This window comes from Arthrobacter sp. KUASC02, assembly GCF_059739395.1.
Map to the genome: position 1 here is coordinate 2,939,894 of NZ_AP046053.1, position 16,570 is coordinate 2,956,463.

Consider the following 16,570-nt stretch of genomic DNA (forward strand, 5'->3'; position numbering starts at 1 on the left):
GGGCAGCGCCCGCGGCTAGGCCTGCGGTGTTCCGAACCCGGCGGCGGAACCGAATCCGCCGGTGGAACCGAAGCCGCCGTCACCGCGGACCGAGTCGCTCAATTCCGCAACGGCCACAAACTGTGCGTACTCCACGCGCTGAATGACCATCTGTGCAATTCTATCGCCGCGCCGCAGCTCGATGGCCTTCTCACGGTCCGTGTTCAGCAGCGTCACGGCGATCTCGCCGCGGTATCCCGCGTCCACGGTCCCGGGGGCGTTGACCACTGTCAGGCCATGCTTGGTGGCCAGCCCGGACCGGGGGTGGATGAGGGCGACATAACCGTTGGGGAGGGCGATGGAAACCCCCGTGGGCACCAGCCGGCGTTCGCCTGGTTCAAGGACTACGTCCTCGCGGGCGCGAAGGTCCGCACCGGCGTCGCCGGGGTGCGCGTAGGACGGGGCTTCGAGGCCGGCGTCGAGCATTTTCAGCTGGACCGACAGCGTGGGCGATCCGTAGGCCGCGGCGCTGCCTTCCAGGGAGTTCGGCGGCAAAGTACTCACGGCTGCAGTTTCTTCAGTCACAGTCATTTACTCTAACGCGAGCGGCGCACCTTGGCCTAGCCGCGGCCTGGCCGCCGCGGGCAGCGGCCGCTACCGGGCCAAGGTGAAATACCCCGGAAAAAGTGGAAAGCTGGGCCTATGCCGGAATCTAGTGCAGCTGTGCCTGCCCCCAACAGCACACCCCGCGGAACAGCCGTTCTGTACAGCGAGAAACTCCACCCCAACCTTTGGATCTGGCTCGTCGCAGCCGGACTGTCCGGCGCAGGCATCCTCGTGTTTGCTCCGATCAGCATGGCGGCCGGCATCACGGCGGCACTGGTGCTGTTCAGCATCATCACGGTGCTGCTGATCCTGTCCACGCCGTCGATAACGGTGACGGCAGAAACGCTCCAAGTGGGGCGGGCCACCATCGAGCGTCGTTATATAGGGACCGTGACACCGTTCACCGGCAAGGAGGCGACGGCGGAACGCGGCACACGCCTGAACGGACTGGCATACCTCTGCATCCGGGGCTGGGTGGACCCGGTGGTGAGGATCGACATCACGGATCCATCCGACCCCACGCCTTACTGGCTCACCTCCACGCGGCACCCGGCACAGTTGACCGCCGCCCTCACCCGCGCCTAGGGCGCCGCTGTCAGCCCTCGCACTCCTTGCAGAAGAGCAAACCGTCCTTTTCCCGGGCGATCTGCGAGCGGTGACGGACCAGGAAGCATGACGAGCAGGTGAATTCATCAGCCTGGGCCGGCAGGACGCGGACCAGGAGTTCTTCGCCGGACAGGTCTGCCCCCGGGAGTTCGTAGCCTTCAGCCAGCTCGGCTTCGTCCTCATCCACCACTGCCGTTGGCTTGTCCACGCGGCGGGTCTTCAATGCCTCGATGGAATCTTCGTTCAGGTCCTCTTCTGATTTCCGCGGCGCATCGTAGTCTGTCGCCATTATCTTCTGTTCACACTCCGATTTTTCGGTTGGATGGCCGGGCGCCGGTGGCCTCTTCGGGACGGACATCGTCCGCCGGGCTGGTCCCCCGGGCCGGTTCACCGATGTCAACGCTGGCTTGACTCATTTTGTGCCCGACTCAGGCGCCTATTTTTCCCTGCGCGGCATGGGAAAGCGTGGTCTGTGCGAGGCGGGTGCCGGCCGGGCCCGCCCGCCGTAGGCCGGAAGCAGTAAAAACGCACTTGACGACTGGAAAACCCTGGAATATTGCGGCGCGCCCTCTCCCCTCCCCCGAATTGCGACTGCCGAGTGGCAGAGTTTCGAATGTCAGTAATGCCAGGGTGGAGGATTTGTATGCAGGATCTACGGCTTGTAGGCGTCCACGACGACGGGGAGCATCTCCTGTTGAGCGGCACCGGCGGCGAGATGTTCCGGCTGCCGATCGACGAAGCCCTTCGGCTCGCGGCCAGCCGCTCTCCGGCGAAAGCGGCCGCTGCAGTTGCGCCTGTTGCCATGTCCCCGCGGGACATCCAGGCGCGCATCAGAAGCGGCGCCACGGCCGCGGAGGTTTCGGAACTCTCGGGCATCCCCCTGGCCAAGGTTCAGCGCTATGAAGGCCCCGTACTTGCCGAGCGCGACTACGTGGCACAGCAGGCGCGAAAAATCGAGGTGGCCTCCCCTGCGCCGGGCCATGACGTCTACCGCTCCGCCTTCGGCGACAACCCGGCAACTCTCGGCGACATGGTGGCACACCGCCTCAACGCCCACGGCATCGAATCCTCCACCGTCGAGTGGGACTCCTGGCGGCGCCCGGACGGCACCTGGACCGTGGTGGCTCGCTTCGAAACCAATACCGGCGCGCACACCAGCATCGGCGAGGAACCGCCCGCCATGTGGACTTTCAGTCCCGCCCGGAAATCCCTGCAGAACGCCAACCGCTGGGCACAGCAGCTCAGCGAGCTGGAACCGCTCGACGGTCCTGTGCCTGCCCGCCGCCTGTCGGCAGTGTCCGACCGCCCGTTTGACTTTGAGACCGACGCCGAGGCGGCCGCTGCCCGGACGGCATCCGGCCAGCCCGGCAAGGACTCGGACGGCCTGCTGGAGATGCTGCGCTCACGCCGCGGACAGCGGCTCGGTGTGGACGAGGACGCCGACGACGCCTTGGCACTGCTGCTCACCAACGGTGTTCCGGCGGCCCACCCCCGGCCCTCCGAAGTGGTAGCGGAGCCCGACTCCGACGACGACGCAACGGGGACGGAAAGCCGCGAAGAAGCCGAATCCCCGGCCGCCAAGGGAGACTCGTTCACCCGCAAGCGTGAAGTCCGCGCGTCAATGCTGTCCCGCCTCAGCCTGGCTCCCCGGCACACCGGGGACGACGATGAACGGCTGAAACTCCACGACGGCGTCAGCACGGAAACCCGCGAAATCACCATCGTGGCCTCCCCGCTGCGTCCGGTGACGGACCCGGACGAAGCGTCCGCTGAAGACTCCGGCAGCACGCCGGCGGTACCTGCCGCCAGCCCGGACGGCGATGAAGCCGCCGCGGCGGAAACTGCTCCGGTCAGGGAAACGGCGCGCCCCCGCCAGACCGGCTGGAACCGCGAATCCGCTCCGAACGTGGGGCTGGATGAACTGCTGGGTGGAGGGAGCCCGCGCCGGACCCGGGACGACGCACCGGCCACCCCCAGAAACGACCGGGACGCGGAGCAGCCCGAACGGCAGCCGTCCAAACCCAAGCGTTCCAGCGTACCGAGCTGGGATGAAATAGTTTTCGGCGCACGCGGCGACTGAACCGCCCGGCGTAGCGGGTCAGCCGGGCCGGGTTTCTCCGGCACCGTGCCACAGGCAGGCGTCCACCTCGAACGGCAGCAGCTGGTCCTGCTGGGCCATGACGTTGGCGCCGTGGGCGGTGACCCGCCGCATGAAGTGCCGTCGGCACAACGTCTCGTAGCCCACCACGGGGGCGTGGTCCGCCGCGCCGGTGGAGGCCTGGTCGCCGGCCATGTCGACGTCGCCCACCACCACCTGCGCACCTTCGGTGACCATCACGCCGTCGACCGTGCGGGCATTGTGGGTGGCCCGGCGTCCGCACCAGCACAGTGCCTCCACCTGCAGGACCTGGACACGGTCCGCCAGCTCGATGAGCCGCTGCGACCCCGGGAAGAGGCGGGTGCGGAAGTCGGCGCTGATCCCGAAAGCAAACACGTCGACGTCGATCTCGTCCACAATCCGGGCGAGCTGTTCCACCTGCAGCGGTGAGTAGAACTGGGCTTCGTCACAGATCAGGTAGTCCACCCGGAGGCCGCGGGTGCGGCGTTGGATGACCTCGTCCCAGAAGTCCGTGGAGTCCAGGACTTCCACGCAGTCCGTTTCGAGCCCGAGCCGGCTGGAGATCCTTGCACCGCCGGCACGGTCGTTGCGGCTGAACCGGACGCCGCCGCGGCCGCGGGCCCGGTGGTTGTGGTCCATCTGCAGGGCCAGCGTGGATTTTCCGCAGTCCATCGTTCCTGAGAAGAAGACGAGTTCAGCCACGCGCTCCCTTTCTGCCTTGGGCCTGGAAGTACAACAGCGGAACCTCCCGCTCGGCCTTGGTCAGCGACCCGTGCTGCCCGACGACCTCCAGGGCGGTGGAGCGGACGCGGCGCGTGTCGTAGAGCGCGAGGGCGTCCCGGGCGGCGATCATGACGTCGCCGATGCGCGCACTGACCTCCGGCCGGACGTCGCCGAAGAGTCCGGCGGACACTGCCTCGTCGCGGGTGAACGCCCAGATCCTGTCACCAAACCGCTCCCGCCACGACTCGATCAGCCGTGCCCGGTCCTGTTCACCGGCGTCGGGCTCCAAGTACAGGTGGACCATGCGCGGCTCCCCGGCTGTGTGCCGCACACCGGCAATGAGGGCCGGTTCCGCGGAGTAGTCGAACCGCTGCGACTCCGGGACGTCGAGCATGCCGTGATCCGCCGTCAACAGGACGGTGGTCCCCGGCGGAAGCGTGGCATTGAGCCGGCGAACCGTTGCGTCGAGTTCTTCCAACTGGTGTTCCCACTGGGCGGACTGGCAGCCGTAGCGGTGCCCGGCTTTGTCCAGGTCGTTGACGTAGAAGTACATCAGGGAGCTTTCGGCGTCCAGCATGGCTTCCGCCGCGGCAGCAGTCCTGGCATGCGGAGTACCGGCGGCGATGAACCGGCCGCCGCGGAGGGCGGCCTGGGTCATGGGCGAGGCGCCGAACTGCGGAAGGCTGATGGTGGTGACGTCGGTGTGGGCGGCGGCGCGCTCGAACACCGTGGGAAACGGCTGCCACTCGAGCGGGTCGACGCCGGCATCCCAGTTGCCCAGCATGTTGACCACCTTGTCCTGCCCGGGATCGAGGACGTCATAGCCCACCATTCCGTGCTGGCCGGCCGGGAGCCCTGTTCCGAAGCTGGCGAGGGAGGATGCAGTGGTTGAGGGGAAAGCGGAGTCCAGCGCTACCGGAACCGCCCCTTGGCCCTGCTGCATCACGGACCGGAGGAAGGGCGTGTGCGCCGACTTTTGTTTGAGCAGGCCGCGGCCCAGGCCGTCGGCGAGGACAACGCACACCCGCTTGGCGGCGGGCAGGTTCAGCCGGTTCTCGAAGCCCTCAATCCCCAGGCTGGCTGCCGCGCTGGTCAGTACTTCGGCGATGGAACGTTGGCCGAAGGCAGGCGCCGGGGGCATCGGTGAAGGAACGGGGGCACCCTCGGCGATGGCGAGGGCTGACGGCTCAGCATTGTTTCCGGGAATCATCTCAGCGCTGGTGCCCGCGGCTGAGGCGGTTTCCAAAAACGCCGGTGCGCGGACGTGGCGCGGCCACCGGACCGTTGTGCGGCAGGGGCGCCGAACCGGTGTTGACGGCGCGCAGCGCGCGGGCGAACAGCTTGGCGTCCTGGACGGCCTGCAGGCCGTCGGCTTCGGCGCTGATGCGCAGCACAATGTCCTCCTGGGCGATGGTGCCGCTGTAACCGTGGTCCGCTTCGCACTGGGGATCCCCGCAGCTGGCCGGCCCCATGTCCAGGCGCTGGCCGCCGGACCAGGCGATGGAAAGGGTGAGTTCCCGCACGGGATCGGAGGGCTTGTAGTTCTGCGGCTGGGCGTACATGTAGCTCAGCACTACGGAACGGATCTGCGCCACCGGCACTGACTCGGTGGAAATCTGGGCGACAATCTGTTCGCCGGCCTCGTCGAGCTGCTGGTCGTCAACGTGGGCGATGACCAGCATGTCGTCCGTTAGCACCAGCACAGTGATGTGGCGGCGCACCTCCGCGCGGTCGAAATGCGTTTCAAGATGCACAAGGTGCGCCATGCAGTCGCGCCCGTCCAGGGCGTCATCAACGACGTCGGCCACCAGCCGGGGGTAGAAGCCTGCCTGCTGGAGCGCCCCTTCCAGGCTCTGGCCCTGGACGCCGTGGTCATGTGCGCTATGCCCGTGCGAGGCCTGGTGACCGGGTCGGGGTGCGTGCGGCTTCGACGTGGGAGGCTGGGGGCTCATTACTCCATTTTCACAGATCGACTGGGCACTTGCTAACTGTGCGCCCGGGGCGGGCTAGCTGCGCATCGCCCGGCGGGCGCTGTCTGTCCGCTGGGCGGCGTTCGCGATCCGGACATCAGCGGCCAGGATCGATACGCCGCGAAGCCCGGCCAGGACAGGGTTGAACTCGACCAGCGCTATTTCGGGATGGTTGTCCTTGAGCCGGGTCAACCGCGCGGCAAGGTCCTCCAGCCCGGCCACATCCACCGCGGGAAGGCCCTGGTAGCCGAACAGTTTCCTGGCCGCGCGCGGCGCACGGATGAAGTCGTGGACATCGGCGCCGGACAGCGGCGGAACCCGGTGGGCCCAGTCCTCCAGCAAATTCACCGCGTCCCCGGCCAGTCCGAAGGAAACCACCGGGCCCAGCAACGGATCCTCAATGGCCCGGAACGTGCACGCCTGGCCCACCGGAGCCATCATCTGTACTTCCATGGACGGCGAGCCGTAGGGCGCCAGGGCGCGGTGCATCTCGACGATGTTGCGCCGCAACGATTCGGCGTCCTGGATGTCCAGCCGCACACCGCCAAGGTCCAGCCGGTGGCGCAGGGTCGGATCGGTGGTCTTCAGCACCACGGGCCAGCCAAGCCGCTCAGCGGCTGCAACAGCCTGGTCGGGTGTCTCGAAGCCCACGGAGGGCACCACGTCGATGCCATAGTGGGCCAGCAGCGTTGCCGCCTTGGCCGGGGCGAGCTGCACCAGTTGTTCGCCGGGGACGTCATGGAGCAGGTCCTCCAGCTCGGCCCGGACGCTTTCGGGGTCGCATCCCTCCGGCTCCGCGAAGAGGCCCTGGTCGCGTTCCACCCACTCGGCGTATTTGACCACGGCGGCGAGCGCTGCGACGGCGGCGCCGGGGTTGGAGTAGCACGGTACGGATTCGGCGCCCACGGCGTGGACAGGTCCAGCCCCCGCCGGGTCCGCGCCCACCATGCCCTCAACATAGACGGACGGGTCCAGGATTCCGGTGAAGGCGGCAACCACCGGCTTTCCGGCCGCGGCGGAGCATTCCGCGAGGACGCCGGCAATCTTCTCCACAGTGAGGCCCCGTGCCGGCAGCAGCGCCACTACGACAGCGTGGATGGAGTCCGAGGCAAGGATCCCGGCCAGGCTCTCCCGGAGGGCCGGCAGCGCCAGTGACATGCCCGCGTCGAGGTCCACGTCGGTGACGATCCGTTCAACGCCGAGCCCGTTGGCGGCGGCACTGTCCGCGACCACTTTGCCGAGGGCCCGGGAGTTGCTGAACACGGCGATGTCCGCCCCGGCCGGCAGCGGCTGGCCGGCGACGATCTGGGCCACGTCCATCAGCTGCTCGATCGTTTCCACCCGGATCACGCCGGACTGGCGCATCATCGCGTCCAGGGCGCCGGCAGGCGCCTGCGTGGTCCGTACCGCATGCCCCGGAGGCAACTGCAGGCCCATCGAGTCCGATTTCGCCACGATGACGGGCTTCGTGCGGGCAAGGCGGCGTGCGAGCCGGGAAAACTTGCGCGGATTGCCGATGGATTCGAGGTAAAGCCCCACCGCGGCGGTGTCGGCGTCGTCTTCCCAGAACTGCATCATGTCGTTGCCAGAGACGTCGGCCCGGTTGCCGGCGGACAGGAACGTGGAAAGGCCCAGGCGGCGCCGGCTGGAGGCGGCGTACAAGGCCACGCCGATGGCGGCGGACTGGCTGAAGAGTCCCAGGCCGCCCCGGCGCGGCAGGCTTGGCGCCATGGAGGCGTTCAGGGACACGGCCGGGTTGGTGTTGACGATGCCCAGGGATGCGGGGCCGATCACCCGCATCCCGTTGGAGCGGGCCTGGCGGACCAGCTCCCGCTGCCGGGCAAGCCCGCGCTCACCGTCGTCGGCGTACCCGGCCGTCGCCACCACAACGCCTTTGACGCCCGCGGCCGCGCAGTCCGCCACCACTTTGGGGACTTCCTCATAGGGGACGGCGATGATGGCCAGCCGGACCGGGTCCGGTACCTCGGAGAGCCTTGCGAAGGACAGCATCCCGGCAAGTTCGAGCGCCTCGGGGTTGATGGCATAGACCGGCCCGGTGAAGCCGCCTTCGATGATGTGTTCGAGCAGCTGGTAGCCGATGGTGCCCCACTTGCGGCTGGCCCCGATCACCGCGACCGACGACGGCGCCAGCAGCTCCTGGATGCTGCGCGCCTCCGCGCGGTGCTCACGTGACTCCATCACGGCCCGGGATTTTTCCGTGGGGTCGATGTTGAACTCGAGGCTCACCACGCCGTCGTCGAAATGCCTCTTGACGTCGTAACCGGCGTCGGAGAAGACCATCAGCATTTTGCGGTTTTCCGGCAGCACTTCGGCGCTGAATTTCCGGATGCCGTTTTCGCGTGCGGCGGCGGCCAGATGTTCCAGCAGGATGGATCCGATGCCGCGGCCCTGGTGGGCGTCGGCTATATTGAAGGCAACCTCGGCTTCTTCGGGATCGGTCAGCCGGTCGTAGCGGCCGATGCCCAGGATTTCACCGCCAATGGTGATCACCAGCGCCACCCGGTCCTTGTAGTCCACTTCCGTGAAGCGCTTCAGCTCCTTGCTGGAGAGCCTCGCCTTGAAGGCGAAGAACCGCATGTAGATGGACTTCTGCGACTGGCCGGTATGGAAAGCCTGCACGGCGTCGGCATCTGAGGGGTGGATCGGGCGCAGATGAGCCGTCCCTCCGTCCCGCAGAACGACATCGGCTTCCCAATATTCCGGATATACGCCGTCCCCGGGCTGATCCACCATAGGGTTAGCCTAGCTAAAACTCGCCAGTAAACCGTTAAGGATCCACCAGCCCCATGGCCCGCCGCCAAAGTTCCGCCCCGGCAGGGGACGCCGTCCAGGACTACACCGAGAACATCGTTGACATCGACGTCACGTCGGAAATGGAAGGCTCGTTCCTCGAGTACGCCTATTCGGTCATCTATTCACGGGCCCTCCCGGATGCCCGTGACGGCCTGAAACCGGTGCAGCGGCGCATCCTCTACATGATGAGCGAAATGGGCCTGCGCCCTGACCGCGGCCACGTCAAGAGCGCCCGCGTGGTGGGCGAGGTCATGGGCAAGCTGCACCCGCACGGCGACACCGCGATTTACGACGCCATGGTCCGCATGGCGCAGGACTTTTCGCTGCGGCTGCCGCTGATCGACGGCCACGGCAACTTCGGCTCGCTCGACGACGGCCCGGCAGCCCCGCGGTACACCGAGGCCCGCCTCGCGGCGGCTGCGCTCACCCTCACCGACCACCTCGACGAAGACGTGGTGGATTTCGTCCCCAACTACGACAACCAGCTGACCCAGCCGGATGTCCTGCCGGCGGCATTCCCCAACCTGCTGGTCAACGGCGCCACGGGCATCGCCGTGGGCATGGCCACGAACATGGCCCCGCACAACCTCGTGGAGGTCATCTCCGCAGCCCGGCACCTGATCGCGAACCCCGAGGCCACCCTGGAGGACCTCATGCGGTTCGTGCCCGGCCCGGACCTGCCCACGGGCGGCCGGATCGTTGGCCTGGACGGCATCCGCGACGCCTATGCCACGGGCCGCGGCTCGTTCAAGACCCGGGCGAAGGTGGAGATCGAGCAGCTGTCCGCCCGCCGCACCGGCCTGGTGGTCACCGAGCTTCCCTACATGGTGGGCCCGGAGAAGGTGATCGAGAAGATCAAGGACGCCGTCAACGGCAAGAAGCTGACCGGCATCAGCGACATCGTGGACCTGACCGACCGCAAGCACGGGCTGCGGCTGGTGATCGAGCTGAAGAACGGCTTCAACCCCAACGCAGTGCTCCAGCAGCTGTACCGTTTCTCGCCGATGGAGGATTCCTTCGGCATCAACAACGTGACGCTGGTGGACGGCCAGCCGCAGACGCTCGGCCTGGTGCAGCTGCTCTCCGTCTACGTGGACCACCGCATCAACGTGGTGCGGCGCCGCACGGCGTTCCGGCTGGCAAAGAAGAAGGACCGGCTCCACCTGGTGGAGGGCCTCCTGATCGCCATCGTGGACATCGACGAGGTCATCCAGATCATCCGGTCCTCCGACGAGGTTGCCGCCGCCCGTGAACGCCTCATGTCCATCTACGACCTCACCGAAATCCAGGCGAACTACATCCTGGAGCTCCGGCTCCGGCAGCTCACCAAGTATTCCCGGATTGAGCTCGAAAAAGAGCAGGACCAGCTCAAACGTGAGATCGCGGAGCTCGAGGCCATCCTGGGCTCGGACCAGCGCCTGCGTGAACTGGTCTCCGACGAACTGGGCGACATCGCGGAAAAGTACGGCACTCCCCGCCGGACGGTGCTGCTTGAATCCGAGGCGGTCTCCCCCACCGTTGCCGCGCTGGCCGCTGCGCCAGGCGGCAAGGGCAAGGCGGCCCCGCTCGCCCTGGAAATAGCCGACGATCCCTGCTGGGCCATCCTGAGCGCCAGCGGGCAGATCGCCCGGACCTCAAACCAGGAACCGCTGGCCGAGTCCGGTCCGCGGTCACGGCACGACGTCTTCCGGTCCGTGGTGAAGACCTCCGCGCGCGGCGAGATCGCGGCAGTCACCTCCCAGGGCAGGATGCTGCGCCTGCAGGTCATGGACATGCCCGTGTTGCCGCCGATGTCCGGGCTTCCCAACCTGGCCGGCGGCGTGCCTGCCAAGGACTTCATCACGCTGCTGAAGGGCGAGACGCTCGTCGCTTTCGCCCCGCTGGATACAGTCCTGGCGATCGGGACGGCGCAGGGCATCGTCAAACGCGTGCAGCCCGACTACCCCCTCAACCGCGAGGACTGGGAAGTCATTGCCCTCAAGGACAAGGACACCGTGGTGGGCGTTGAGCCTGCCGGGGCGGACGACGTCGACCTCGTGTTCCTCACCAAGCAGGCGCAGCTGCTGCGCTTCTCCGCGGCCAATGTCCGGCCGCAGGGCCGCACCGCGGGCGGCATGGCGGGCATCAAACTGGGAGCCGGGGACGAAGTGCTGTTCTTCGGAACCGTTGCCCCCGGCGACGAGGAGGCCGTCGTCGTGACTGTTTCCGGGACCGAAGGCGCCCTGCCGGGCACGGCTCCGGGGGCCGGGAAGGTGACGGCCTTCGCGGAGTACCCGGCCAAGGGCAGGGCCACTGCGGGAGTGCGGGCACACCGGTTCCTGAAGGGCGAAGATACCCTGCTCATTGCATGGGCCGGACACGGTCCGGCTAAGGCGTCCTCGCTGGCAGGGGTGGCGCGGTCGCTCCCGCAGGAGCATGGCCGACGGGACGGTTCCGGCATCCCGCTGTCGCAGGCCGTGGACGCCATTGGGCCCAGCATGACCTGGGCCTAGACTACTGGCATGCCTATCATCCCCGATGAAAAAGACTGGACCTGGGTGCTGACCAGGGTATGCCCGGACTGCGGATTCGACGCCTCAACGGTCACTCCGGCCACGGTTCCCGGCAGCGTCACGAACATGCTGCCGCGCTGGCGGGCGGCACTGCGCCGGCCGGATGTCGCTGAACGACCGGACGAGGCCACCTGGTCCGTGCTGGAGTACGCATCGCATGTCCGGGACGTCTTCAGCCTCTTCGACCGCCGGCTGAACCTGATGCTGACTTCCGATGATGCCCGGTTCGAGAACTGGGACCAGGACAAGACCGCCGTGGAGCAGGATTACGCCAATGCCGACCCCGCCATCGTCAGTGCGGAACTGACCGCCGAGGGCGAGCAGATCGCGGCATCGTTCGCCGGCGTGCACGAGGACGAGTGGGGCCGGAAAGGCCTTCGGAGCAACGGTTCGGAGTTCACGGTGATGACCCTCGCGCAGTACTTCCTGCACGACGTCGTCCATCACCTGCACGACGTCGACGCCTAGGCGCGCTAAGCCAGGCGGGTTTCAGTTGCTTCAGGTGGGCGGCGCGAGTTCCTTGTCCCACGCCAGGCTCCGGTTGACGGCGGTGTACCCCATCTTTTCGTAGAGGGCGAGCGCGCCGGTGGGGTTCTCTGAATCGACGTCGAGGGAGGCGCGGTCCATCCCCGCCGCCGCAAAGCGCCGCATCGCATCGGCCAGCAAGGCCCGGGCGACCCCTCGTCCGCGGTACTCGCGGCGGACGCCCAGCAGTTCCGTATACCCCTCGCTGTACCCCCGGGATACCGCGCTGTCCGGGTCGTGGCTGGCCAGCTGGTAGCCTGCCACGATTCCGGAGCTGCGGTCCAGGACCACTGCGCTCAGGTCCGGCCTGGCCTGCGGATCGTTGACGGTGAAGCCCCAGGATTCCTCATCCCGGGGCTCGCTTCCCCAATGGTCACGGAAGGCTGCGTTGTGGGCCAGCCGGACCTCCTCAGTGAGCTCCGGCCGCATGGTGGCCAGCTCCAGCCCGTCATCGAGCCGCACTTCGGGAAGCGGAACGCCGTCCAGGCGCCGGTGCATCTCGTTGAAATAGCGCACCACGCGGAATCCGTTCCGGCGGAGCAGCCGCTGCTGGTGCTCGTGCTGCTGCTCCATGTGGACGCGCAGCCGCGGCACCGGGCCGCTGCCTTTCGTGCCGCTGCCTTTTGTGCCGCTGCCTTCCGGGCCGCCGTCGTCCGCCCCAGGGTCTTCCGCGAAGCGCTCGAGGGTCCGCTCGCTGAGCCATCCCAGCAGCGCCGTGCCGATCCCCCGGCGCTGCCAGGCCGGGTCGACGCAGCCGAAACCGTAGGCCTTGTCGCCGTCCGGGTTTTTCGTGATGCGCGCATAGGCCCGGGGAACGGACCCGCCGTCCAGCACCAGCAGGGTGTTGGCGGCCGGATGGTTCTTCGCCGACTGCAGGACCTGTTCAAGGTCGGCGGCCCGTTCAAACCACACCGGCCGTTCCGCCTCGGCCGTCCGGGCAATCAGGGCAGCCCACGCCGCGATGTCCGGTTCGTCGGCCGGACGCCAGGCCAGTCCCTCGCCGGCCAGTGCGTCCCGCCAGGATCCGGGCATCGGAGCATCGTTGATCAGCATGCCAACAGGCTAACTGCCGGCCCCGCCCCGCGCCAGTACATGCCCGACGCCGGCCCGCGCCCCTGCGTCGAGGTCCAGCCTGCGGTCTGCCGGGTCGATGTCGTCGGGATTGTGGGTCACCAGGACCACGGTCCGCCCGGCGAGACCCCGCCGAAGGTCAGCAAGCATTTCCCGGCCGGCCTCGGCGTCCAGGTGCGCGGTGGGTTCGTCCAGCAGGATCACGTCGGCCCCGGTCATGAGGGTGCGGGCAACCGCGAGCCGCTGGCGTTCCCCGCCGCTGAGGAAAGCGCCGCCGGGTCCGATCCGGGTGTCGGCGCCGTCCTCCAGCCGGCGCAGCAGCGGCTCCAGCCCCACGGCTGCCAGGGCCTCAGCGATTTCCTGACCGGCGTCGCCGTCTTTGCCTTCCGGCCGGCCGAGCAGGAGGTTGCCGCGGATGGTGGAGTCGAAAAGATGCGCTTCCTGCGGACACCAGGCGGCGCGTCCGGTGACGGCGATGCGGCCGGAGCGTGGCGGCAGGAACCCGAGCAGGACGGCCAGCAGGGTTGACTTTCCGGAGCCCGAAGTTCCGGTCACGGCGAGCCAGCGGCCGGGTTCCGCCGTCGCGGAAACAGCGCTGAAGACTTCCGGGCCCGCGGGCCAGGCGGCGGAGAGCGACTCAAGCTCGATGCCGGGCAGCGCGCCGGGGCGTTGGGCAACAGGTTCCAGTCCGGGTGTCCCGCCGTTCCGTCCAGCGGCTTCCGCAGCGGGTGTGACTCCGGCAGGAACGTCCGCGCCTTCGGCTTCGGAGGCCTCCAGAACGCCGGCCTCGCTGATCCGGTCCAGGACCAGGCGGAGCGCCGGGTACTGGCGTACCGCCGTCGTGATGGCGGCGTACGGATCCACCAGCGCCAGTTGCAGCAGGACCACGACGGCGGCCGTGGCCGGGGCAACGGATCCGCCCGTCACCTCGGGGCCGGCCAGCACGGCAGTGGCCAGGGCGGCGGTACCGCAGGCCAGGACGGTGAGCGCCTGGCCCAGCCCTTCGGCCCACGCCGACCGCTGCGAGGCGGCTGTTGCTTCCTTATCGGCAACGCCGATGGCGGACAGGACTGGTGCGGCAACACCGTTGGCGTGCAGTTCAGCCCGCGCGTCCAGCGCCGCGGCGATGTCCCGCAGGACCCCTGAGCGGAGCCGCTGTTCGGCCTGTGCGGACATCCTGTCTGCCAGGAGTGCCGCGGCCGGCGCGGCGACCAGGGAAACCACGGCAGCTGAGATGACCGCGGGCAGCGCCGCGGGCAGCAGGAGGGCTGTGGCCGCGACGGCGGATGCGCCTACGGCCACGGCGGTCACGGGCGGCAGGACCACCCGGGGCAGCAGGTCCCTGACCGTGTCGACGTCGTCAATCACCGTTCCCAGGACATTTCCGCCCTGCAGCAGCCGCCGCAGGGACAGGGCACGCCGGCTCAGGGAATCCCAGAGCCGGCCGCGCAGCCTGGTGAGCGAGGCGAAGACTGCATCATGCAGCAGGAGCCGTTCGGTGTAGCGCAGGACGGCCCTGCCGATGCCGAAGAACCGCACGCCCACGATGGCGGTCAGGAGGTAGAGGATGGGCGGCTGCTCGCTGGCACGGATGATGAGCCAGCCGGACAATCCTGCGAGGGCGACGGCGAACAGGGCCGCCAGCACCCCCACGACGCCGGCCGCGCCGAACTTGAGGGACTCGGGCCGCAGGAGCCTGAAGATCCGGGCGGGAGTGTTGTGCGTCCGGCCCCCCGCGGGACCCTCGGCCCGGCCTCGGGTACCCGCTGCGGCAGGCCGCCCGGCCGCCCGCGTCGTCGCCTGCGTGGTCGCCTGCGTGGTCGCCTGTGCCGCATCCAGTCCCGCGTCCGGAGCCTGGAGAACCGTGGAAAGCCGTGACGGGGCGGCGTCTGCGGCCGGCCGTCGCAGTGCGGAGCCGGCCGTGACAGGCACTACGTGGTCCGCCAGTTCCCTGGTGAGGCGGTCGTGGGCCACGAGCAGCACAGTGGCCCGGCCGCGAAGCTTCAGGATGGAGCCGTTGACCACGTTGGCGGATTCGCGGTCCAGATGCGCCGTGGGCTCATCCAGCAGCAGCAGGGTGGCACCGGCCTCGATCCGGGCCAGGCCGCGCGCCAGGGCAACCCTGCGGAGCTCCCCCGGGCTGAGCTCGGCGGGGTGCTTCGCAGCCAGGTGCCCGGCTCCCGCCGCCTCAAGGCAGGCCCTGGCCTTCTCGGTGGCGGCAGCGGCGGAGCCCGTGCCGGCAGCGCCGCCCGCCAGGTAGAGCGTCACCTCGGCCAGCACGCTGGCCTCCACCATGACGGGATGCTGCGGCACCCAGGCGACGTCCGCCGGCGAGAACCCGGAGATCCGGCCGTTCACCGCTGCACCGCCGCCGGTTCCGACGATTCCCGCCAGGACGCCCAGAATGGTGCTCTTGCCTGCCCCGCTGGCCCCATCGAGGGCAGTGATCAGCCCTGCGGGCGCGTCGAAGCTGAGCGGTCCGACGGCAGGTTCCAGCCGCCCGCCGTACGTGACCGTCAGATTCCTGACGGTCAGCGCCGGAAGTCCCGAACCGCCGTCGGACGCTCCGTTCAGGGGATGCCGGCGGCCCTGCGGCCGTGAGCCATTCAGCGGAAGAGAACCGTTGTGCGGCTGCGAGCCGTCATTCTGGGGCTGCAGCGGCCGGACCTCCGGCGCATCCATGACCGCGGTGACCTCGGCCAGGGCGGCACGTCCGTCGTCGCTTGAGTGGTGGGCGGTGCCCAGTTCCCGCAACGGCAGATAGCAGTCGGGGGCCAGGATCAGGGCCAGCAGCCCGGCTTCGAGTGCCATGTCGCCGTGGACCAGGCGCACGCCGATGAAGACGGCCACTACGGCCACCGAAATCGTGGCGATGAGCTCGAGGGCGAGCGCGGAAAGGAAGGCTGTCCGCAGGGTGTCCATCGTCCGGGAGCGGTACTGCTCCGAAATGTCCTCGAGTGCCTTCCGCTGGGCGCTGGCCCGGCCCAGGCCCACCAGTACGGGCAGCCCTTTGGCCAGTTCCAGCATGTGGCCCGACAGCCGGGCCAAAGCCGTTTGCGCGGCCCGGACCCGGTCCTCGGTGTACCGGCCGATCAGCACCATGAACACCGGCACGAGCGGTACGGTCAGGACGACCACCACTGCACTGACCCAATCGGCGAACAGGATCCGGACGCCCAACAGGAGCGGGATGGCGGCGCAGTTGACGAGGGCGGGCAGGAACTGCGTGTAATAGCTGTCCAGTGCGTCCAGGCCCCTGGTGGCGAGGATCGCCAAACCGCCGTCAGACGGGCCTGCCGCCCGTGTGCCGTTCCGCAGCGCGCGTTCGAGCAGTGCTGCACGCAGTTCCTCCTTGACCCCGAGGGCCGCCCGGCGCGAGGCCACCCCTTGCGCCCACACCGTCAGGGACCGGAGGACCACACCGGCCAGACCCCAGCCCAGCTGGTCCGCCCACGCCGGGTTCTGGGACACCAGCCCGGCCAGGACCGAGGCGACCGCCTGCGCCATCAGCACCAGGGACAATGCCTTGAGGGCGGCAAGGAAGCCCAGCCAATAAAGCGCGAGCCGGTTTGCGGGTCGGGCCGGGAACTGCGGTCTCATGGGGT

Annotated in this window: 12 protein-coding genes; 4 read left to right on the plus strand and 8 right to left on the minus strand. The window is 68.6% G+C overall.

The genetic code is table 11. The features are described from left to right. Nucleotides 1–15: 15 nt before the first annotated feature. Entirely contained in the window at nt 16–564 is a 549-nt protein-coding gene (gene dut, locus AC6JAC_RS13690; protein ID WP_028270827.1) for a dUTP diphosphatase, read from the minus strand. A gap of 117 nt (nt 565–681) precedes the next feature. On the opposite strand from dut, the gene AC6JAC_RS13695 reads away from it, so the two are divergent. Further along, nucleotides 682–1,170: a DUF3093 domain-containing protein gene (locus tag AC6JAC_RS13695; RefSeq protein WP_028270828.1), complete on the plus strand. Its 489-nt coding sequence runs from the start codon at nt 682–684 to the stop codon at nt 1,168–1,170. Between the two features lie 10 nt (nt 1,171–1,180). Here AC6JAC_RS13695 and AC6JAC_RS13700 read toward each other — a convergent pair whose 3' ends face one another. Further along, complete coding sequence (locus AC6JAC_RS13700) at nt 1,181–1,480, minus strand: DUF4193 domain-containing protein (RefSeq protein WP_028270829.1); 300 nt, start codon at nt 1,478–1,480, stop codon at nt 1,181–1,183. Nucleotides 1,481–1,834: 354 nt separating this feature from the next. Between AC6JAC_RS13700 and sepH the strand changes: the two genes are divergently transcribed. Beyond that, nucleotides 1,835–3,271 carry a septation protein SepH gene (gene sepH, locus AC6JAC_RS13705; RefSeq protein WP_497965047.1) on the plus strand — a complete coding sequence of 479 codons (1,437 nt, stop codon included), beginning with the start codon at nt 1,835–1,837 and terminating at the stop codon, nt 3,269–3,271. Between the two features lie 18 nt (nt 3,272–3,289). On the opposite strand, the gene AC6JAC_RS13710 is transcribed toward sepH, so the two are convergent. The 4 genes from AC6JAC_RS13710 to AC6JAC_RS13725 are packed head-to-tail and all read right to left on the minus strand — an operon-like array spanning nt 3,290 to nt 8,757. Beyond that, on the minus strand, nt 3,290–4,012 hold the full coding sequence (locus AC6JAC_RS13710) for a thymidine kinase (protein ID WP_028270831.1): 723 nt from the start codon (nt 4,010–4,012) through the stop codon (nt 3,290–3,292). Next, the gene (locus tag AC6JAC_RS13715; protein WP_497965049.1) at nt 4,005–5,243 is read right to left on the minus strand and encodes an alkaline phosphatase family protein; all 1,239 of its coding nucleotides are present in this window, start codon (nt 5,241–5,243) and stop codon (nt 4,005–4,007) included. The genes AC6JAC_RS13710 and AC6JAC_RS13715 overlap by 8 nt, the downstream gene beginning before the upstream one ends. Before the next feature lies 1 nt (nt 5,244). Next, nucleotides 5,245–5,985, minus strand: coding sequence for a DUF5998 family protein (locus AC6JAC_RS13720; RefSeq protein ID WP_028270833.1), 741 nt, complete (start codon nt 5,983–5,985; stop codon nt 5,245–5,247). A 54-nt stretch (nt 5,986–6,039) separates the two neighbouring features. Continuing rightward, complete coding sequence (locus tag AC6JAC_RS13725; RefSeq protein WP_497965052.1) at nt 6,040–8,757, minus strand: bifunctional acetate--CoA ligase family protein/GNAT family N-acetyltransferase; 2,718 nt, start codon at nt 8,755–8,757, stop codon at nt 6,040–6,042. A 53-nt stretch (nt 8,758–8,810) separates the two neighbouring features. Here AC6JAC_RS13725 and AC6JAC_RS13730 point away from each other — a divergent pair, with 53 nt between their 5' ends. Continuing rightward, a complete protein-coding gene (locus tag AC6JAC_RS13730; protein WP_497965054.1) occupies nt 8,811–11,309 on the plus strand; it encodes a DNA gyrase/topoisomerase IV subunit A in 2,499 nt (832 codons plus the stop codon). A gap of 9 nt (nt 11,310–11,318) precedes the next feature. Then, on the plus strand, nt 11,319–11,837 hold the full coding sequence (locus AC6JAC_RS13735) for a DinB family protein (protein WP_028270836.1): 519 nt from the start codon (nt 11,319–11,321) through the stop codon (nt 11,835–11,837). Between the two features lie 30 nt (nt 11,838–11,867). Here AC6JAC_RS13735 and AC6JAC_RS13740 read toward each other — a convergent pair whose 3' ends face one another. Next, a complete protein-coding gene (locus AC6JAC_RS13740; protein WP_497965056.1) occupies nt 11,868–12,947 on the minus strand; it encodes a GNAT family N-acetyltransferase in 1,080 nt (359 codons plus the stop codon). Nucleotides 12,948–12,956: 9 nt separating this feature from the next. Continuing rightward, on the minus strand, nt 12,957–16,565 hold the full coding sequence (cydD, locus tag AC6JAC_RS13745; protein WP_497965058.1) for a thiol reductant ABC exporter subunit CydD: 3,609 nt from the start codon (nt 16,563–16,565) through the stop codon (nt 12,957–12,959). Between the last annotated feature and the right edge of the window lie 5 nt (nt 16,566–16,570).